20 protein-coding genes are annotated in these 19,827 nt (G+C 55.9%); 15 read left to right on the top strand and 5 right to left on the bottom strand.

All coding sequences use genetic code 11. The features are described 5' to 3' along the window. Positions 1-104 precede the first annotated feature (104 nt). The 8 genes from leuB to ACDI13_RS00785 all read left to right on the top strand — a co-directional run bounded on the left by leuB (position 105) and on the right by ACDI13_RS00785 (position 8,704). On the top strand, positions 105-1,181 hold the full coding sequence (leuB, locus tag ACDI13_RS00820; RefSeq protein WP_316988659.1) for a 3-isopropylmalate dehydrogenase: 1,077 nt from the start codon (positions 105-107) through the stop codon (positions 1,179-1,181). Positions 1,182-1,226: 45 nt separating this feature from the next. Then, a complete protein-coding gene (gene asd, locus ACDI13_RS00815) occupies positions 1,227-2,351 on the top strand; it encodes an aspartate-semialdehyde dehydrogenase (RefSeq protein ID WP_316988658.1) in 1,125 nt (374 codons plus the stop codon). A 2-nt stretch (positions 2,352-2,353) separates the two neighbouring features. Continuing rightward, positions 2,354-3,760, top strand: a complete 1,407-nt coding sequence (locus ACDI13_RS00810) for a FimV/HubP family polar landmark protein (RefSeq protein ID WP_316988657.1) — start codon at positions 2,354-2,356, stop codon at positions 3,758-3,760. A gap of 12 nt (positions 3,761-3,772) precedes the next feature. Further along, positions 3,773-4,588 carry a tRNA pseudouridine(38-40) synthase TruA gene (gene truA / locus ACDI13_RS00805; protein ID WP_316988656.1) on the top strand — a complete coding sequence of 272 codons (816 nt, stop codon included), beginning with the start codon at positions 3,773-3,775 and terminating at the stop codon, positions 4,586-4,588. 186 nt (positions 4,589-4,774) lie between these two features. After that, the gene (locus tag ACDI13_RS00800) at positions 4,775-5,392 is read left to right on the top strand and encodes a TRAP transporter small permease subunit (protein ID WP_316988655.1); all 618 of its coding nucleotides are present in this window, start codon (positions 4,775-4,777) and stop codon (positions 5,390-5,392) included. A 2-nt stretch (positions 5,393-5,394) separates the two neighbouring features. After that, on the top strand, positions 5,395-7,068 hold the full coding sequence (locus ACDI13_RS00795) for a TRAP transporter large permease subunit (RefSeq protein ID WP_316988654.1): 1,674 nt from the start codon (positions 5,395-5,397) through the stop codon (positions 7,066-7,068). Positions 7,069-7,128: 60 nt separating this feature from the next. Continuing rightward, positions 7,129-7,791: a phosphoribosylanthranilate isomerase gene (locus tag ACDI13_RS00790; RefSeq protein ID WP_316988653.1), complete on the top strand. Its 663-nt coding sequence runs from the start codon at positions 7,129-7,131 to the stop codon at positions 7,789-7,791. Positions 7,792-7,888: 97 nt separating this feature from the next. After that, positions 7,889-8,704, top strand: a complete 816-nt coding sequence (locus tag ACDI13_RS00785) for a TlpA disulfide reductase family protein (protein ID WP_316988652.1) — start codon at positions 7,889-7,891, stop codon at positions 8,702-8,704. Positions 8,705-8,790: 86 nt separating this feature from the next. On the opposite strand, the gene ACDI13_RS00780 is transcribed toward ACDI13_RS00785, so the two are convergent. Beyond that, positions 8,791-9,795, bottom strand: a complete 1,005-nt coding sequence (locus ACDI13_RS00780; protein ID WP_316988651.1) for a bile acid:sodium symporter family protein — start codon at positions 9,793-9,795, stop codon at positions 8,791-8,793. Positions 9,796-9,880: 85 nt separating this feature from the next. On the opposite strand from ACDI13_RS00780, the gene ACDI13_RS00775 reads away from it, so the two are divergent. Next, positions 9,881-10,708, top strand: coding sequence for a helix-turn-helix transcriptional regulator (locus ACDI13_RS00775; RefSeq protein ID WP_316988650.1), 828 nt, complete (start codon positions 9,881-9,883; stop codon positions 10,706-10,708). Here the strand turns inward: ACDI13_RS00775 and ACDI13_RS00770 are convergent. Both ACDI13_RS00770 and crcB read right to left on the bottom strand, forming a co-directional pair. Then, entirely contained in the window at positions 10,657-11,409 is a 753-nt protein-coding gene (locus ACDI13_RS00770) for a glutamine amidotransferase (protein ID WP_316988649.1), read from the bottom strand. The two genes, ACDI13_RS00775 and ACDI13_RS00770, sit on opposite strands and share 52 nt — an antisense overlap. Further along, positions 11,406-11,792: a fluoride efflux transporter CrcB gene (crcB, locus tag ACDI13_RS00765; protein WP_316988648.1), complete on the bottom strand. Its 387-nt coding sequence runs from the start codon at positions 11,790-11,792 to the stop codon at positions 11,406-11,408. The genes ACDI13_RS00770 and crcB overlap by 4 nt, the downstream gene beginning before the upstream one ends. Positions 11,793-11,990: 198 nt before the next feature. Between crcB and ACDI13_RS00760 the strand changes: the two genes are divergently transcribed. The 3 genes from ACDI13_RS00760 (at position 11,991) to ACDI13_RS00750 (ending at position 14,769) form a co-directional block, all read left to right on the top strand. Then, positions 11,991-13,643, top strand: a complete 1,653-nt coding sequence (locus ACDI13_RS00760) for an acyl-CoA synthetase (protein ID WP_316988647.1) — start codon at positions 11,991-11,993, stop codon at positions 13,641-13,643. Between the two features lie 74 nt (positions 13,644-13,717). Next, positions 13,718-14,203 carry a YajQ family cyclic di-GMP-binding protein gene (locus tag ACDI13_RS00755; protein WP_316988646.1) on the top strand — a complete coding sequence of 162 codons (486 nt, stop codon included), beginning with the start codon at positions 13,718-13,720 and terminating at the stop codon, positions 14,201-14,203. A 47-nt stretch (positions 14,204-14,250) separates the two neighbouring features. Further along, the gene (locus tag ACDI13_RS00750; protein WP_372372595.1) at positions 14,251-14,769 is read left to right on the top strand and encodes a GNAT family N-acetyltransferase; all 519 of its coding nucleotides are present in this window, start codon (positions 14,251-14,253) and stop codon (positions 14,767-14,769) included. Between the two features lie 74 nt (positions 14,770-14,843). Here ACDI13_RS00750 and ACDI13_RS00745 read toward each other — a convergent pair whose 3' ends face one another. Continuing rightward, on the bottom strand, positions 14,844-15,605 hold the full coding sequence (locus tag ACDI13_RS00745; protein ID WP_316988645.1) for an ABC transporter permease: 762 nt from the start codon (positions 15,603-15,605) through the stop codon (positions 14,844-14,846). After that, positions 15,602-16,546: an ABC transporter ATP-binding protein gene (locus ACDI13_RS00740; RefSeq protein WP_316988644.1), complete on the bottom strand. Its 945-nt coding sequence runs from the start codon at positions 16,544-16,546 to the stop codon at positions 15,602-15,604. The genes ACDI13_RS00745 and ACDI13_RS00740 overlap by 4 nt, the downstream gene beginning before the upstream one ends. Before the next feature lie 61 nt (positions 16,547-16,607). On the opposite strand from ACDI13_RS00740, the gene tadA reads away from it, so the two are divergent. The 3 genes from tadA to ACDI13_RS00725 all read left to right on the top strand — a co-directional run bounded on the left by tadA (position 16,608) and on the right by ACDI13_RS00725 (position 19,820). Further along, entirely contained in the window at positions 16,608-17,165 is a 558-nt protein-coding gene (gene tadA, locus ACDI13_RS00735; protein ID WP_316988643.1) for a tRNA adenosine(34) deaminase TadA, read from the top strand. Positions 17,166-17,195: 30 nt separating this feature from the next. Next, the gene (locus ACDI13_RS00730) at positions 17,196-18,158 is read left to right on the top strand and encodes an LD-carboxypeptidase (RefSeq protein ID WP_316988642.1); all 963 of its coding nucleotides are present in this window, start codon (positions 17,196-17,198) and stop codon (positions 18,156-18,158) included. A gap of 63 nt (positions 18,159-18,221) precedes the next feature. Next, complete coding sequence (locus ACDI13_RS00725; RefSeq protein ID WP_316988641.1) at positions 18,222-19,820, top strand: ABC-F family ATPase; 1,599 nt, start codon at positions 18,222-18,224, stop codon at positions 19,818-19,820. The last annotated feature ends 7 nt before the right edge of the window (positions 19,821-19,827 follow it).

Here is a 19,827-nt window from a genome sequence, read left to right as displayed (position 1 = left end):
TGTAAAAGCCTCGCTGTGGCTGCCTTCGTATGGCGGCCAAGATGCTCCGGCCATCAGGCCGGAGTTCTTCACTCTTATTCTCTAATTTTTACGTCCTACTTATCATGACTCATAAAATTGCAGTATTGCCCGGTGACGGCATCGGTCCCGAAATTACTGAACAGGCTCAGCGCGTGCTAGGCGCTCTGGGCATGGATCTGGAAATGACCGTGGCTCCCGTGGGCGGCGCCGCTTATGATGTGCACGGCCACCCGTTGCCACCTGAAACACTGAGTCTGGCTCAACACTCCGACGCTGTGCTGTTCGGTGCCGTGGGCGACTGGAAATACGACTCGCTGGAGCGTCATCTGCGTCCAGAGCAAGCCATTTTGGGTCTGCGTCGTGCCATGGGCCTGTTTGCCAACCTGCGTCCCGCTATTTTGTACCCACAGTTGGCTAACGCTTCCACGCTGAAACCAGAAGTTGTGTCCGGTCTGGATATCCTGATTGTGCGTGAACTGACGGGCGACATCTACTTTGGTCAGCCTCGTGGCGTGCGTACTGTGGAAGAGGGCAACTTCGCTGGCGAGCGTCAGGGCTTTGACACCATGCACTATGCCGAAAGCGAAGTGCGCCGTATTGCCCACGTGGGTTTCCAGGCCGCACAAAAGCGTCAAAAACGCTTGTGCAGCGTGGACAAGTCCAATGTGCTGGAAACGTCTCAGTTCTGGCGCGACATCATGATTGATGTGGCCCGCGACTATCCGGACGTGGAGCTGAGCCATATGTATGTGGATAATGCCGCCATGCAATTGGTGCGCGCACCAAAAGAATTCGACGTGATCGTCACAGGCAACCTGTTTGGCGATATCCTATCGGATGAAGCGGCCATGTTGACAGGCTCCATTGGCATGTTGCCCTCGGCATCTCTGAACGCATCCCAGCAAGGTTTGTACGAACCCAGCCACGGCTCGGCACCCGATATCGCCGGCCAGGACAAGGCCAATCCTTTGGCCACCATTTTGTCCGCTGCCATGTTGCTGCGCTACTCGCTCAATGCAGAAGACCAGGCCAAACGTATCGAAGCGGCGGTTGCCAGCGTGCTCGAACAAGGTCTGCGTACCGGCGACATCTACGAAGACGGTTGCCAATTGCTGAGCACCAGTGCTATGGGGGATGCAGTGCTCAAGGCTTTGCGATAGTATCTTTTATCGTTTTATTTTTTTATATATCCAGGTGGTACTACTATGACTCAAGCGGTAGGTTTGGTCGGCTGGCGTGGGATGGTGGGCTCCGTGCTCATGCAGCGCATGCGCGACGAAGGCGATTTTTCCCTTTTTCAGCCGGTGTTTTTCTCGACTAGCAATGCTGGCGGCGCAGCTCCCTCGTGGGCTGACGGCGCTGGCCCTTTGCAGGACGCCCACGATATTCACGCTTTGAAAAAGCTGCCCATTATTGTGACCGCCCAGGGTGGAGATTACACAAGCCAGATCTATCCCAAGCTGCGTGCTGCCGGCTGGAATGGTTTGTGGATTGACGCGGCCAGCACGCTGCGCATGGACGAAAACTCCGTGATCGTGCTGGACCCGATCAACCGTCCTGTTATTGATGCGGCGCTGGCCAACGGTGGCAAGCAGTTCATCGGCGGTAACTGCACGGTCAGTTGCATGCTGATGGGCCTGGGTGGGCTGTTCAACCAGAATCTGGTTGAGTGGATGACCAGCATGACTTATCAGGCCGCTTCGGGCGGTGGTGCACAGCACATGCGCGAGCTGCTGACGCAGTTCGGTCTGATCAACCAGTCCGTCTCCAGCCTGCTGGACGATCCTGCATCGGCCATTCTGGATATTGACCGTGGTGTCTTGCAGACGCAGCGCGATCCTAATCTGCCTCAGAAAAACTTCGGCGTCCCCCTGGGCGGCAGTCTGATCCCCTGGATCGACTCCGACCTGGGCAATGGCATGACGCGTGAAGAGTGGAAGGGCGGCGTGGAAACCAACAAGATCCTGGGCCGTGGTGCACAGGATAAACATATTCCTATCGACGGTCTGTGCGTGCGTATCGGTGCCATGCGCTGCCACAGTCAGGCTCTGACCATCAAGCTGACTCGTGATGTGCCATTGGACGAGATCACCGATATCCTGGCTGAAGGTTCCAAGTGGGCCAAAGTCGTGCCCAACGAGCGTCAAGCCACAGTAGACTCGCTGACTCCGGTTGCCGTGACCGGCACACTGGACATCCCCGTGGGGCGTCTGCGCAAGCTGAACATGGGTCCCGAGTACCTGAGTGCCTTCACCGTTGGCGACCAGTTGCTGTGGGGCGCAGCTGAGCCGCTGCGTCGTATGTTGCGTATTGCTTTGGGCGAGCTCTAATCATGGCTGGCCGTCTGCATCCTGTACGTACGCTGGGTTCGGCCCTGCTCGTGGCCGGGATGCTGGCGGCTGCGCCGGTTTCCGCTTTGGAGATTGGTCATAGTCGTTTGGTGTCGGCTCCGAATCAGGTTTTCAAGCTGGATGTGGGCATTCGACAGATCAGCCCTGAGGAAAGCCTGTCCCTGAAAGTGGCGCCTGCCCCCTTGTCGGCCTGGCAACAGGCTGGCTTGACCCCTCCGGTTGATCTGAATTCTTTAAAAGCCGTGATCGAGCGTGACGCGCAGGGGCAAGTGCGGCGCATTCGGCTGTCCTCTGAGCAGATGTTCTCGGGGTCTGTGGCCGATGTGCTCTTGCAGATTCAAAGTGATAGTGGGCAGTTCCTGCATCAGGTCAGTGTTCTGGCTCCGGCCCCGGTGGCCGTGAAAGCGGTGACTCAAGCACGGGCAGGCCGTCAGGCGCCTGTGTCGGTACAGGTTTCCGGTTCGGCCACGCCATCCAATGGGCAGGCTCAAAGCACGGTACGCGTGAAATCAGGTGATACCTTGCATGCTTTGGCACGTCGCCATGCCAAGGACGGTGTCAGTGCCTATCAGTGGATGATGGCGGTTCAAAAGCAGAACCCGAATGCCTTCATCGATCAGAATATGCACCGCCTGAAAGCGGGCAAAACTCTACAGATTCCTGATGCGGCGACCATGTTGTCCATGGACGATTCCCAAGCCCGCCGCTTGTATGTTGATCAGGCCCAGGCCTTGCGTTCTGCTGCGCAGGAGGGGCAGGATCAGGCTGATGCTTCCCAGGGTGTGGCGCAAAGCGGTTCGAGCCAGTCGGGTACTCAGGCCCACGGCCAGGATCGTTTGCTCTTGTCGGCCGGGACGCAAGCCCGTGACGCCAAGCAGCAATTGCAGCATCAACTGCGCGAGACGGGCGATCGTGTGTCTCAATTGGAAGAGAATGTCTCCACCCTGGGCCGTGCCTTGCAGTCTCAAGGTGAAGCTGCTAAAGACTTAATCCTGGATTCGGCACAAGAGCTGGGTCTGGGCGATGCCGGCAGCGATGCTGCTACCGGCGATACGCATTCTGGCGCTGCAGGCGCCGCTTCTTCTGCCGCCGTGGCAGGAGCGATCTCCGTGCCATCCGAGCCCGAGCAGGGCACGATGGCCGGTGCAGTTAACAAGGCAAAAAAGACCGTGTCCTGGATTCAAGAACATATGTTGGCCGTGATGGCCGTAGTACTGGCGTTGATTGTGGCCCTGGTGACCTGGGTTTTGCGCCGTGCCAATACCGAAAATCGCCACGGCGATGATTCCCCCGCACCCGTCAGTGAAGCGATGGTTCGGGAAAAACTGGAAAAAATCAATTTGGATCTGGATCAGCCGCCTTCGGATGAGCCTCCCGTGCGTCAGTAAGGCAAACCCACCATGAGACGTATCGCACTGGGTGTCTGCTATGAAGGGACGCCTTGGCTGGGTTGGCAAAGTCAGGCCGGCGGCAACACCGTTCAAGATGTTCTGGAGCAGGCACTGGGCCGTTTTACGGCCCAGCCTGTTTCTACGATCTGCGCCGGTCGCACCGACACCGGCGTTCATGCTCTCAATCAAGTGGTTCACCTGGACACGGCTGCCGAGCGTAGCCTGGAGTCATGGGTGCGCGGCTTGAACGCCTTGTTGCCGGATTCCGTTGCCGTGCAATGGGCACGTGAAGTGCCGGAAGATTTTCATGCGCGCTTCTCGGCCCAAGGTCGTCATTACGTATACCTGTTGCGTCAGCATCGGGTGCGCTCTCCTTTATTGCATGGCCGTATTGCCTGGGTGTACCGCCCGTTGGATCTGGCCTTGATGCGCGAGGCGGCCCATCATCTGGTCGGTGAGCACGACTTCAGTGCATTTCGTTCCTCACAGTGCCAGGCGGCCAGTCCGGTGCGCACCATGTCGCAGATCCAGATTGAACAGCAGGGCGACTTTTTCCTGTTCCGTTTCAGCGCCAATGCTTTTTTGCATCACATGATTCGCAATCTGATGGGCATGCTGATTTATATCGGCCAAGGCCGTCAGCCGCCTGATTGGGTGTTGCATTTATTGGCACAGCGGGATCGCCGTCTATCGGCCCCGACGTTCGATGCCAGTGGCCTGTATTTGGCCGGGGTGGATTACCCTGAGCAGTTTGGGATTCCCGCCAGCAATCCCTACGATTTGCTCTATGAGTTAAGTGGATTGCGTTTTGGTGAAACGGCCTGAAAAAAAATGATGATTTAGCGTATTTCTAAAGGGTTTATCCCCGGTATCTGAACCGGCCTCACATGTTTCAATCGTATAAAATGTGAAGCCATTTTCTTCTCTTACATTCTTATCTGTATAAGGCCGACCACCTTCTGGCATTAGCCACAAGCGAATCCAGAAGGCGACCATATCCTGAGCAAGGCCATGAAATTTTTCTTACGATTGTCTAGTTTGATCGACCGTCTGAATACGGTCGTTGGTAAGTCCGTGACCTGGCTAACCCTGATCGTGGTGTTGGTCAGTGCGATTAACGCCATCGTTCGCAAGGTGTATGGCGTCAGCTCCAATCAGTGGCTGGAATTGCAGTGGTATTTGTTCGGTGCCATTTTCTTGCTGGCGGCTGGTTATACCTTCTTTGTGAATGAACATGTACGGGTCGATGCGTTAGCGGAACGTTTTCCGCCGCGTGTTCAGGTCTGGATCGATATTCTTGGCGTGATCTTTTTCCTTTTGCCCGCAACCTTGCTGATTTTTTGGCTCTCTATTCCGTTTTTTGAGCAGTCCTATGTACTGAACGAGCAGTCCTCCAATACGGGTGGCTTGGTGCGTTGGCCCGTCAAGTTACTGATCCCCGTCGGTTTTGCCCTATTGGCTTTGGCCGGTGTGTCCCACCTGATCAAATGCATAGGCTTTTTGCGTGGTGTCTGTCCCAACCCTTTAGTAAGGAATGGCGGGCTGAGCGCAGAAGAAGAGCTTGCCCAGGAAATTCGTCAGATTGCCCAGGCAAACGATGCAACAACCTCTGTTTCTAAGGGCCAGTAACAATGGAATTTCTGGTTGATAATCTGGCTCCGATCATGTTCTTTAACCTGATCGTGTTTTTGCTCTTGGGCTTTCCCGTTACCTTCACCTTGTCGGCAATCGGGATTTTATATGGTCTGGTCGCCATTGAACTGGACATGATGCAGCCGGCCTTATTCCAGGCCTTGCCTCAACGGGTATTTGGTATTGTCGAGAACGATACCTTGCTGGCAGTTCCGTTCTTTACCTTAATGGGGCTGATCTTAGAGCGATCAGGCATGGCAGAGGACCTGCTCGATACCATTGGCCAGCTATTTGGACCGTTGCGTGGTGGTCTGGCCATTGCCGTGGTGCTGGTCGGTGCCATGTTGGCTGCTACGACGGGTGTGGTGTCGGCCTCCGTGATCTCCATGGGCTTGATCTCTTTGCCCATCATGTTGCGCTATGGCTATGACCGCAAGTTAGCCACAGGGGTGATTGCAGCCTCGGGCACGCTGTCGCAAATCATCCCGCCTTCCATCGTACTGATTATTCTGGCTGACCAACTGGGGCGCTCCATCGGTGATATGTACCGAGGTGCCATGCTGCCCGGTCTGCTGTTGGTGGCGACCTATGTTCTGTACATTGTGGTGATGTCTTACATCAAGCCCAAGTCGGCTCCTGCCTTGCCGCCTGAGGCCCGTGTGTATGTGGAGCCTAATGGCAGCCGTGGTTTGACCTCGCTGATTGTCTTGAGCATGGTGGCATCGGCCGTGGCCTACTTTGGTTCGCAGCACTATTTTGCCACTCACCCCAATATCCCCATGGACGAGCACATCGTCGTGCTGATGCTGTTGTGGGGGGTAACGGCCTGGGTGATCGCGCTGATCAACAAGTTGCTCAAGTTCAATACACTTTCCAAGATCGCCGAGCGTGTGGTTTTTGTGATGGTGCCACCGCTGTTCCTGATCTTTCTGGTGTTGGGCACCATCTTTATTGGTGTGGCTACCCCTACCGAGGGTGGGGCAATGGGGGCGGTGGGGGCCATTATTATGGCCGTATCGCGTGGTCGCCTGTCCTGGAAGCTACTGCGTCAGGCTATGGAATCGACGACCCGCCTGTCCTGCTTTGTGGTCTTCATTCTGGTGGGCTCGACCGTCTTTAGCTTGAGCTTCCGTGGTATCAATGGCGATCTGTGGGTGGAGCACCTCTTGATCGACATGCCCGGCGGGGAATGGGGTTTCCTGATTATCGTCAGTATCCTGACCTTCCTGTTGGCTTTCTTTCTGGATTTCTTCGAGCTGGCCTTTATTATTGTGCCCTTGCTCGGGCCGATTGCCGACAAGATGGGCATTGACCTGATCTGGTTCGGTGTTTTGCTGGCGGTCAATATGCAGACTTCCTTCATGCACCCGCCCTTTGGTTTTGCCTTGTTCTTCCTGCGCTCGGTAGCCCCCAAAGAGGACTACACCGACAAGGTGACGGGCGAGCGGATCAAGCGTGTGTCTACGACTGATATTTACTGGGGCTCAGTGCCGTTTATTATCATTCAACTGTTGATGGTGGCCGCCGTTCTGACCTTCCCTGGTTTGGTCACGCATTACAAGCATGGTGAAGTGTTGCTGGATGAGTCGAAGATCCAGTTCGGTACGGAGTCGACGTATGGTTCCGACAGCTATGGGTTTGGAATGGATGATGCCGCCAGCAGTTTCCAGTAAGGACGCTGTATGATTCAAACGGGGGCATCTGGCCCCCGTTTTTTTATTCAAGGATGTGTGATGTTCAGCCGTACCCGAGTCAAGATTTGTGGTTTTACCCGAGCACAGGATATCGATGCTGCCGTGCAGTTAGGCGCGGATGCGGTGGGCTTTGTTTTTTATCCGAAAAGTGCGCGTATGTTGAGTACGGAGCAAGCCGTCGCCTTGCGCGCCCGTGTACCAGCATTTGTGCAGGCAGTCAGCCTGTTTGTGAATGCCTCGGAGAGTGTTGTGCGGGAAATTCTGGAACAGGTGCAGCCGGACTTGCTGCAATTTCACGGTGAAGAAAGCCCGCAAGAATGCCGTCGCTACGCACATCCTTATATCAAGGCTTTTCGAGTGGGCGCGCCTGGTCTGGATACGGTGGATGGCCTGCTGGAACAGTGTCTGAACTATCGCGATGCACGCGCCTGGTTAATGGATGGTTATCACGATGCCTACGGTGGAACAGGAACAGCCTTTGATCCCGCGTTGATTCAGGGTTTGCAAGCACGTCTGCAAGGCCAGGATGGGCTGCCCCCATTGGTTCTGGCCGGTGGCATGCGTATCGACAATGTGGCTGAGCGGATCGCCTTGCACAGCCCATATGCCATCGATGTCAGCAGTGGGGTGGAGTTGGAGCCGGGTATCAAGTGCCACACGAAAATGGGCCAATTCATGCAGATCTTGGGCAAGGCCTCCTGACTGAGGGAATCTTTTAGCCGCGCCGCTGTCTGTCCTTAGTGCCCCGACCCGCTTATGGCGGGTCTCTTTTTACTTGGTCTTGTCAGGATTGATGTTTATGCAAAGCATACAGCTCGGCCCCTTTACCTTTGCCACCTCTTTGTTTGCTTTTATGGTCGCGGCATTGCTGGGGCTGTTTCTGGCCGCGTGGCTGGATAGACGCAGGCAGACCCGAGCCGAATCGGTCTTGTGGCGGGCGATTATTCTGGGCGTGCTGGTTGGGCGTTTGGGTTTCCTTGTTCAGCAGTGGGAGTTCTACCAAAGTGAGCCCTTGCACTGGCTGGATCTGCGTGACGGTGGCCTGATGATCCCTGCCGCTGTGACGGCTGCTTGGTTTTATGTGCTGTGGCGCGTGCTGCGTGACAAGGCGGTGTTGCCGGCCGTATCGGGCGGGCTGGCCGTGGGTGTGGCCGCTTTTTCCTTGATCATGGTCGCTGCCGGTCGAGGCGGCGTAGAGCCGACCATGCCTTTACCCGAGATAGACCTGATCCCTATGCAAGCCAGTTTCAGTGCACCGGAGAGCCTGGATCAATATAAGGGGAAGGTGACAGTGGTTAATTTGTGGGCCAGTTGGTGTCCTCCTTGCCGCCGGGAAATGCCGGCTTTCAAACAAGTGCAGTCCACGCGCCCCGATGTGAATATCGTGTTCGCCAATCAGGGTGAGGAATTGAAGGTGATACAGCAGTATCTGAGTGAAGAAAACCTGGAGTTGGGCAATATGTGGCGCGATCCGCAAATGCAGCTAGGTCAGGCCGTACGTAGCCGAGGCTTGCCAACCACCTTGTTTCTGGACGAGCAGGGCCGCTTGGTGGATGTACGGGCAGGGGAGCTGTCGGCAGCAACGTTGAGTGACAAGATCAACAAGCTTCAGTAAAAATCGGCATTCTTCTGCGCGAAAAACAAGGGCCCGAACTTCATGTTGAAGTCGGGCCATTTGTTGAGCGATTCAGCAAAATCTGATCAGGCACCTTGCAGTTGTACTTTTTCCTCTGGTGTTTTTGGACGCTGTGCATATTTATTCGCAATGAATGCACAAGCCATCAATTGAATCTGGTGGAACAACATGATGGGCAGCAGAGCCGGGCCAATGGCCGCACCGGTAAACAAGACCTGTGCCATCGGAACGCCCGTTGCCAGGCTTTTCTTGGAGCCACCGAAAACAATCGCAATTTCGTCTTCTTTATTGAAGCCCAGTTTACGAGCCAGCCAAGTGGTCAGGAACAGGATGATGGCCAGCAGGACCAAGCAGACCACGGCCAGGATAGCCAGAGACTTGGGCGGCACGGTCTGCCACAGGCCCCCAATGACCGAGGCGCTGAAAGCGGTGTAGACCACCAGCAAGATCGAGGACTGGTCCACGCTACGTAGCCATTTGCGGTTGCGATCCATCCATTTGCCAATCAGGGGGCGCATCAGGTGGCCGACGACAAAGGGCAGCAACAACTGCAGGCTGATTTTTTTGATGGCATCCAGGGTCGAGGCGGCTGAGCCACCGTCAGCATCCAGCAAAAGCTTGAGCAACACGGGCGTAAGCACAATCCCGATCAGGCTGGAGGCTGACGCGCTACAAATGGCAGCAGGGACATTGCCACGAGCAATGGAGGTAAAGGCAATGGCCGATTGCACGGTGCCGGGCAGGGCACACATGTACAGAATGCCCACAAACAAAGGCATGCCCAGCAAGGGCAGCAAGATGGGCTTGGACAGCAGACCCAGCAGTGGAAATATGACAAACGTGCAGCCAAAAACCAGCAAGTGCAAACGCCAGTGGGTGGCTCCGGCAATGATGGCTTCGCGAGACAGCTTGGCCCCATGCATGAAGAACAGCAGGGCAATGGCCAGACCAGTGATCACATCGAAGATCACCGCGCCTTGGCCGTAGGCGGGAAAGAAACTTGCCAGTGCCACCACGCTGATCAGGATCAGGGTGAAGTTGTCAAAAAGCAGTCGCAGTTGAGAGAACATGGGTTTGTGAGAGGCTTGAAAGGCTTGTGTTATGAAAGGCCTCACTGTACCGTAGACTTTTTTGGGGGTTTATCGCTAAACGGATATGGATTATCGACAAACGGACATTCTGATGCCGGCGGAGCCAATTCCAGCGAGTTTGCAGCAGTTGCGCTACCTGCCCCGGCCTTTATATGGTCAGGAGCGCACCTTGCCTAATCAGGCTATTGCTCGCCCTCATCGACATCCCTGGGTGCAGTTTTCCTACGCGCTGACCGGGGTGATTGAAGTGCGCACGGCTAGCGGCCGCTTCATGGCACCGCCTCAGCAAGCGGTGTGGGTACCTGCGGGTATTGAGCATGGGGTGCGTAGCTCTCCCGATGCTCAGATTCGCAGTCTTTATATTGATGTCAGCGCCTTGCCCGAAGCACCAACGGCATGTCGCGTGGTAATCGTAGACCGTTTGTTGCGCGAGCTGATTCGCGAGTTCAGTCTTTTGCCGGTGTTGTATGAGCGCGAGGGAGCGCAGGGACGTCTGGTGCAGGTCTTGCTGGATCGTTTGCTGGCTGCACCGGAAAGTGGCCTGATTCTGCCTTGGCCGTCGGACCCGCGCCTCTTGCAGGTGTGTGAGCAATTGCAGGCTCACCCATCGGGCGACTGGAGCTTGCAGGATTTGGCAGAGCAACAGGGCTTGTCAGAAAAAACCTTGAGCCGTCTGTTTCGCCAGCAAACGGGGCTGACATTCCGGGTCTGGCGTCAGCGCCTGCGTGTCATGAGTGCCTTGCCTCTCTTGGAGCGGCACGAAAGGGTGACTGACGTGGCTCTGGCGTGTGGCTATGACAGTATGTCGGCCTTTGTCGCGGCGTTTCGGGACTTGATGGGTCAAACACCTGGCGAATTTTTCTGGCGTCCACAGGGGCCACTAGGCGAATAAGTCTGCACAAAATTGCACAGCAAACGATGGGCATCAGGCGTATCTTGAATAGGGTCTGCCAGGGCGTGCGGGTCTATACCCTGGGATCGCCAGGATTGAGCCTTGCGCAGCACGCAGTACCGTAGCAGACCGGGGAAAAACTCAGGATGAAACTGGATCGACCATTGAGCGGGGCCATACCGCAGGATTTGATAGGGATCGTGGGCGGAACTGCCCAGCACTTGCACATGGTCGGGCAAGCTCACCACACTTTGCTGGTGCGTGAGCAGGGCAGGGAACTGCATGGGTAGATTGGCCAGCAGCTCATGCTCGTGTGCCTGCTCAGACAGGTGGATGGGTAGACAGCCCACCTCGGCCCCGTTCGGGTGGTAATCGACGCGTCCGCCCAAGGCGTGAGCCATTAATTGATGACCGTAGCAAATACCCAGCAACGGTCTTTGCGCCTGATAGCGATCCCGAATCCAGGCGGCCAGATTCTCGCTCCAGTCCGGCTTGTCAGTGACCATGCTCCAGGAACCGCTGATCACGACAGGGTCCGGGCAGTCTGCTGCGGGCAGGGCCTTGTCCTGATGGACTCGCCAGGTGTGGATATTCACTTCCAGAGGCCGCAAGGCACGTTTGAACCACGCGTTCTGATTCCCGAAACGTTGCTCTACATCGGGTGGTGGGGAGCCGGCTTGCAGAAAATGCACGTCTATCATGCTTGTCCTCGCAGCAGTCCCCAGGTGGCCATGCCCAGACCCAGCATCAGCAAGGAGCCAACGACATGGATGGCGATGCCGCCCAAGGCCCAGATATAACGCTGTTGCATCATCAGGGTCATGATTTCGGCAGAGAAGGTAGAGAAGGTCGTCAGGCCGCCAAGGAAACCGGTCATGATGAACATCCGCCAGCCTTCGTGGCCCAGTCCCAGTCCGCTGAAGTAGGCCATGGCAATACCCATCAGATAGCCGCCAATCAAGTTAGCCAGCAAAGTACCAGGGGGCAGTGTGGGGAACAGGACATTGAGCGTTTGGCTCAGGAGCCATCGCAGTAGTGCGCCCAGGGCACCACCGGCGGCGATATACAGCATGGCTACGGGCATGAAGGGCCTTCAGGTAGGGGGCAAACTGTCAGCGAGCAGTCAGCCGGTCGCGATATATACCTTAGATAGCGTGTCATTATGCGCCTCTATGGCTGAAAAGGCGACCTTGCCCAAAGCGCCGTAGCCAGCTAATGTAAGAGCGCAATTATCAGACGGACCGCCGTGGATTTCGGTTAGCCCGCCTTTTTTGGAGACTTTGTGGTGAGTATTTACGATCAGGATTTGCCCCAGACAGACGCCAATTATCGTGTTTTGTCCCCGCTGGATTTCATCGAGCGCAGTGCTTTTGTCTACCCTGACTATCCGGCTCTGGTTTACGGGCCCGCCCAAAACGGCATCAAGATGAGCTGGTCGCAGCTTTATGCGCGTACCCGCCAGTTGGGCAGTGCGCTGTCCAAGGCCGGGGTTGGCAAAGGCGACACCGTGGCAGTGATGTTGCCCAATACTCCGCCCATGGTTCAGGCACACTTTGGCGTGCCCATGTGTGGTGCTGTACTGAACACCTTGAATACTCGTCTGGATGCCAGCACCATCGCTTATATGCTCGATCACGGCGAAGCGCGTGCGGTTTTGGTGGATAGCGAATTTGCCGCCGTCATGAAAGAAGCCTTGAGCCTGCGCGAAAGCAAAGAGCCCATTCTGGTTATTGACGTCGTGGACACTTATTTTGACACTGGCGCAGAGTGTATCGGCTCGCAAACCTACGAAGAGTTCGTGGATGGAGGCGACCCGGATTACGACTGGCAATTGCCCGCCAACGAGTGGGATGCCATTGCCCTGAACTACACCAGTGGTACCACCGGCAAGCCCAAAGGTGTGGTGTATCACCACCGTGGTGCGTATCTGGGCGCCTTGTCCAACGTCTTGGAATGGGACATGCCCAAGCATGCGGTCTATCTGTGGACCCTGCCCATGTTCCATTGCAATGGTTGGACTTTCCCCTGGGTGATCGCGGCCCGTGCTGGCGTGAACGTCTGTTTGCGCAAAGTGGAGGCCCAGGCCATGGTCGACAATATGGTCGATTACGGCGTTACCCACTATTGTGGTGCGCCGATTGTGCACTCTTTGCTGGTCAACTCCGACGAAGCCCTGAAGTCCCGCCTGCCCCAGGGCGTGTCAGCCATGGTGGCCGGTGCTGCGCCGCCCGCTACCATGATTGAGGGTATGGAGCGCATGGGCTTTGCTCTGACTCACGTTTATGGCCTGACTGAAACCTACGGGCCCGCCTCGGTCTGTGCACAGCATGCTCCCTGGAGTGGGCTGGATATTCAGGAGCGCGCGCAGCGCAATGCCCGCCAAGGTGTGCGTTATCACCTGCAAGGGGCTGTACAGGTTCTGGATCCACAAACCATGCAGCCTGTACCTGCAGATGGTCAGACCATGGGCGAGATCATGTTCCGCGGCAATATCACCATGAAGGGATACCTGAAGAACGCGCAGGCTACTCAGGAATCTCTGGGCGGTGGCTGGTTCCATACCGGCGACCTGGCCGTGTGCGAGCCGGATGGCTATGTACGCATCAAGGATCGCAGCAAGGACATCATTATTTCCGGGGGCGAAAATATTTCCTCCATCGAAATTGAAGATGTCATGTACCGCCATCCGGCCGTGCAGGCAGCCGCCGTCGTTGCCCAGCCTGACGAGCGTTGGGGCGAAGCGCCGCACGTGTACGTGGAGCTGCGTCCCGGCGCAGAAGTCACCGTGGAAGAACTGCGCGCGCATTGCCGTCAGTACTTGGCTGGCTTTAAAATACCGCGATATTTCAGCTTTATAGAGTTGCCCAAAACGGCAACCGGTAAAATACAGAAATTCGCGCTGCGTCAGCAGGCCAAGCAAGCCGCTTCGGACTAAGAGCAGCGTTTTCTAAAAAGCACACAGGTCGCTTGATGCGGCCTGTCTGCACTTAAGGAACAGGACGGTTAGGAATGCCATCTTTTGACGTTGTATCCGAGGTCAACACCCACGAGCTGCGTAATGCAGTTGAACAGGCCAGCCGCGAATTGGCCACCCGTTTTGACTTCAAAGGTACGGATGCCAAATTTGAACTCGAAGACGAGACCACCATTTTGCAATCGGCTCCCAGCGTGTTTCAGTTAGAGCAAATGATGCAGATTCTGCGTGGCCGTATTTCCGCCCGTGGTATTGACGTGCGTTGTCTGGACACCGAGAAGGTCTTGGAAAACGTGGCCGGTGCCCGCCAGAAAGTGAAGGTGCGCCAGGGCCTGGACCAGCCTACATCTAAGAAACTGATTGCCGCCATCAAGAATGCCAAGTTGAAAGTGGATACGCAGATTCAAGGTGAAAAACTGCGTGTAACCGGCAAGAAACGGGACGATTTGCAAGCGGCCATCGCGTTGCTGAAACAGACCGATGTGGAATTGCCGCTGCAATACGATAATTTCCGCGACTGACCTAGTGAAACGGCACGATGGTGGCGTGACGCTACCGTGTATCAGCTATGAATGTACGAATTGAATTAATGCAGGTGCACGATCTGAGTCAGGTGCTGGAAGTCCAGGCTGATGTGTATGATGCGGATCTTCTAGAGGACCGCAGCTTCTATCAGAACCGCTTGGAACTGGCACCGGAGAGCTGCTGGGTGGCACGTGATGGCGACAATCAAATGCAGGGTTACTTGGTGTCTTATCCGTGGGCGGGGCTTTTGCCGCCGTCCTTGGGCGATGCGCTGAACAGCCTGCCTTCGCCCGCAGACCAATGGTTTATTCACGACTGCGCAGTCATGCGCCGTGCGCAAGGCCGGGGTGTGGCTGGGGCCTTGTTGCACGCCGGTCGTCGCTACGCTTGGCAGCGTGGTCTGCGTCGTTGCAGCCTCGTGTCTTTAGGACCGGCAGTAGGGTATTGGCAGCGTCTGGGCTATAAGCCTATCGAGGGTGTACCTGCACCCGTGCTGGAAGCAAAGCTGCGTCAGTATGGGGAGCAAGCCAGTTTTATGGATTGTGTCGTGCATCCTGAGTGAGTGCTCTGACTGGTCGTTCCGCATTCCGTTAAGACCAAAAAGGCCGGGATAGCTCATAGTCCCGGCCTTTTTTTTCAAGGCCGCAGCCTGTAGCCCGTTTTGAAGATCCAGGCGGCGACGCCCAGAAACAGGCTTAAAAACAGTAGCGTCATCCCCAGGCTCAGCCACACATTGACATCGGCAAGATCAAAAAAACTCCAACGAAAACCGCTGATCAGGTAAAGCACAGGATTGAGCAAGGTTACTTTCTGCCAGAACTCGGGCAGCATGTCGATGGAATAGAAGGTGCCACCCAAAAAAGTGAGGGGGGTCAAAATCAGCATGGGCACAAACTGCAGCTTCTCGAAGTTGTCAGCCCAGATACCGATAATGAAGCCTAATAGGCTGAAGGTCAGGGCAGTCAGCGCCAGAAAGCACAGCATCCAGATAGGATGGGCAATCTCGTAAGGCACAAACAAGCGCGCCGTGATCAGGATAATGGCTGCCAGAAACAGCGACTTCGTGGCTGCTGCGCCCACAAAGGCCAGGGTCACTTCAAAGTGGGAAATGGGCGCTGACAGAATCTCGTAGATATTGCGGGTAAAGCGTGGAAAGTAGATCCCGAAAGCGGCGTTGGAGACACTATGTGTCAGCACCGAGAGCATGGTCAGCCCAGGCACAATAAAGGCACCGTAGGGCACGCCACCAATTTCATTGATGCGATGGCCAATGGCAGCCCCAAACACCACAAAATACAGGGCGGTAGAAATTACGGGTGCCACAATGCTTTGCAGTAAAGTGCGTCGGGTGCGCGACATTTCGTAGCGGTAAATGGCCAGAATGGCGTACCAATTCATGATTGTGCCCCTACAAACTCAACGTAGATATCTTCCAGACTGCGTTCACGGGTATGGATGTCGGTAATCGTCAAACCTGCTTGCCCAACCGCCGCCAGCAAGCTGCTCAAGTCATGGTCTTGGTCGCGATTGTTCAAGGGGTAGAGCAGGCTCATGCCGTCCGCGGAGGCCTGCAGGCCTAGTGAACCCAGCGAGGCGGGTAGGATGCTGACTGGCTCAGCCAAATGTAGACTCAGGGTTTTGCCGCCCAGACGGCGCATCAGATTATGTTTGGTCTCGACCAGTTGCAGGGAGCCTTTATTGATAAAGCCTATGCGATCAGCCATTTCCTGGGCTTCTTCGATGTAGTGGGTGGTCAAAATAATGGTGACCCCCTGATCGCGCAATCGCTTGACCAAGGCCCACATCCCTTGGCGCAAGGCTACGTCCACACCCGCAGTCGGCTCATCCAGGAAGAGAATGTCAGGTTCGTGAGACAGTGCTTTGGCAATGAGTACGCGGCGCTTCATGCCGCCCGAAAGCGTAATCAAGGGGCTGTCTTTTTTATCCCACAAGGACAAGTCTTTCAGAATCTGTTCAATCAGGGCCGGATTGGGCGCTTTGCCAAACAGACCGCGACTGAAACTGACAGTATTCCAGACGGTCTCGAAGGAATCGGCGCTCAGCTCTTGCGGTACCAGACCAATTTTCTGGCGGGCGCGCTTGTAGTCGGCGACATTGTCTGCTCCATCGACCAGCACGGTGCCGCTGCTGCGATTGACCAGTCCGCAGATAATGCTGATCAAGGTGGTTTTGCCTGCGCCGTTGGCGCCGAGCAAGGCAAAGATTTCGCCTCGCCAGATATCCAGGTCCAAAGCATGCAGGGCTTGATGCCCGTTTGCGTATTGTTTGCTCAGGCCTCGAACACGCAAAATAGCGTGAGAATCAGGAGTGTTCTGCATAGACAGTAAAATGACCCTTTTGCTGTGCCGACAGGGTTTGAATAACGCAATGGATTTGACGATGCCAACTAGCTTACCACCGCCAACAGAGAGTGATGTTTTGAGTGATGCTCAGGCAATGGCTTTAGCCCTGGAGCAGGCTCAACTGGCGGCCAGCATCGGCGAGGTGCCCGTAGGTGCCGTACTCTTGGACGCGGACGGCAGACTGCTGTCTGTAGGCTCCAATCGCACGGTTTGCGACCATGATCCCACCCAGCATGCCGAGATCGTGGCCTTGCGTGCCGCAACACGTAAAGTCGGTAATTACCGCTTGCCTGGCGCCAGCTTGTTTGTGACGCTGGAGCCTTGCATGATGTGTCTGGGGGCTTTGCTGCATGCGCGTTTGTCACGCGTAGTGTGGGCGGCAGCCGATCCCAAGACCGGGGTGTGTGGCAGTGTGGAGTCCTTGCATCTGCATCCCACTCTGAATCATCACACGCGTGTTTCGGGTGGCTTGATGTCCGAGGAGGCGGCCCAGGCCTTGCGGGATTTTTTCCGCGAACGGCGTGATCAAAAGAAGTTGCAAAAGCAGGCTAAAACAGTCCAATCGCCGCTGGATGGCACTCCTCAGTCTCGCTAAAATATCAGCACTTTATTTTCAAGGTTCATCATGAGCAGCCCCGAGCACGACCACCATCACCATCACCACGAACATGGCCAATGCCAGTGTGGGCAGCAGGACAGTTCGGGCATTTATCTGTTTTCGCCTTCAGGACAGATCCTTGAGCCCAAACGCCTGGAGCTGGCCAGCCAGCGCCTGAATCAGTTGGGCTTTGCCGTGGACATAGACCCGGACGCCCTGGCCGTGCAGGAACGCTTTGCCGGTACGGACGCCCAGCGTCTGGCCGCTGTGCAGCGCGCCTTGCAGCAGCCCCAGCCTATCGTGATGGCAACACGCGGCGGCTACGGTTTAAGCCGGCTTTTGGGTCAGATCGACTGGCGCGCGGTGGCCGATAGCGGCAAACGCTTTGTCGGTATGTCGGATTTCACGGCCTTCAATCTGGCCTTGCTGGCGCAAACAGGAGCCATCAGCTACACCGGCCCTACCGCGATTGCCGATTTCGGCGGCGATGAAACCGATGAGCTGACCACCGAGCTGTTTGGTGAATTGATGCGTGGCGAGCTGGAGCTGTTCAGCTTTGAGTCCGAGGGTTCGGATCCCGTCGATGGTCACGGTGTTTTATGGGGCGGCAATCTGGCCCTGGTCTGCTCCTTGCTGGGCACCCCCTATTTCCCACAGATCGACGGCGGCATCTTGTTCCTGGAAGATGTGGGCGAAGCCCCGTACCGGGTCGAGCGCATGTTGACGCAACTCTGGCATGCCGGCGTGCTGAGTCGTCAAATGGCCGTCGTGCTGGGCCGTTTCACGGCTTACAAGACAGGTGCCTCGGATAACGGCTTTGATATGGACTCGGTGGTGCGCTGGTTGCGTGAAACCGTCAAGGTTCCGGTCGTGACGGGCCTGCCTTATGGCCATGTGGACGTCAAGGTCAGCCTGCCTGTAGGCAAGGAAGTGGGCCTGGCCACCGAGGACGGCATGGCTTATCTGGTCCTGGATGAGCACGAGCACTAACGGATTTCGCGCCTGCTTGATACACTACTGGGTTGAACTCAACCTTTTTCAAAGTACGTTTACGTGATCTCCACCGCTAATTTAACGATCCAGTTTGGTGCCAAGCCTTTATTTGAAAACGTCAGTGTCAAACTGGGCGGAGGCAACCGCTATGGCCTGATTGGCGCCAACGGGTCGGGCAAGTCTACCTTCATGAAAATCATTGGCGGCGACCTGGAGCCAAGCGGGGGTAATGTATCGCTGGACCCGGGCGTGCGCCTGGGCAAGCTGCGTCAGGACCAGTTTGCCTACGAAGACAAACGTGTGCTGGATGTGGTGTTGATGGGCCACACCGAAATGTGGGGCACCATGCAAGAGCGTGATGCCATCTACGACAATCCAGAGGCCACCGAAGAAGACTATATGAAGGCCGCCGAGCTGGAGGCCCGTTTTGCCGAGTACGATGGCTACACCGCCGAGAGCCGTGCCGGTGAACTGCTGATGGGTCTGGAAATTCCGGTCGAACAGCATCAGTTGCCCATGAGCGAAATTGCTCCGGGTTGGAAACTACGCGTGCTGCTGGCACAGGCCCTGTTCTCCAACCCTGATGTTCTGCTACTGGATGAGCCAACCAACAACCTGGATATCAATACCATTCGCTGGTTGGAAGATGTGCTCAACAGCTACCAGAGCACGATGATCATCATCAGTCACGATCGTCACTTCCTGAATCAGGTGTGTACCCACATGGCTGACCTGGATTACGGTGAGTTGCGTGTTTACCCCGGCAATTATGACGATTACATGTTGGCTTCAGTACAGTCGCGCGAACGCGTGATGGCGGCTAACTCCAAGGCTAAAGAGCGTATTGGCGAACTGCAGGACTTTGTGCGTCGTTTTGCTGCCAACAAGTCCAAGTCCCGTCAGGCTACTTCGCGCTTGAAGCAGATTGGGCGTCTGAAAGCGGAAACGATCGAGGTCAAACCGTCCTCGCGCCAGAACCCGTTTATTCGCTTTGAACAGAAAAAAGTTCTGCATCGTTTGGCTGTCACTATCGAGGGTTTGAGCAAATCCTACGATCACCCCGTTATCAAGAATTTCTCGGCCATGATTGAAGCTGGCGAGAAAATTGCGATTGTGGGTGCAAACGGTGTGGGTAAAACCACCTTGCTGCGCTTGCTGGCTGGTGATTTGACTCCCGACAGTGGTTCGGTGGCCTGGTCTGAAAACGCCGATATCGGCTACATGGCTCAGGACGTGTCGGACGAGTTCGACACCGAAGACAATGTGTTTGACTGGATTAGTCAGTTCCGTCAGGCCGGCGACGATGATCAGTCTCTGCGCTCTGTGCTGGGTCGCATGCTGTTCTCGGCCGATGACATCATCAAGCCCGTGAAAGTGCTGTCCGGTGGCGAGAAGAACCGCATGACCTTCTCGCGCCTGATGCTGGGCCGTCATAACGTCATGTTGCTGGACGAACCGACTAATCACCTGGATATGGAATCGATCGAGTCCTTGCAGATGGCGCTGGAAAAGTTTGAAGGCACTCTGATCGTCGTGTCCCATGACCGCGAGTTCGTCTCTGGCGTGGCAACTCGCATTATCGAAGTGATGCCTGAGGGCCGTCTGGTCGATTACCGTGGTGGCTACGAAGACTACCTGGCCAGCCGCGAGCAGGGCTGAGGCTAGG

This window comes from Alcaligenes faecalis, from assembly GCF_041521385.1.
Classification (GTDB): Bacteria; Pseudomonadota; Gammaproteobacteria; order Burkholderiales; family Burkholderiaceae_B; genus Alcaligenes; species Alcaligenes faecalis_E.
The sequence above is the reverse complement of the archived record's forward strand: the minus strand, read 5'-3'. Positions and strand labels throughout refer to the sequence as shown.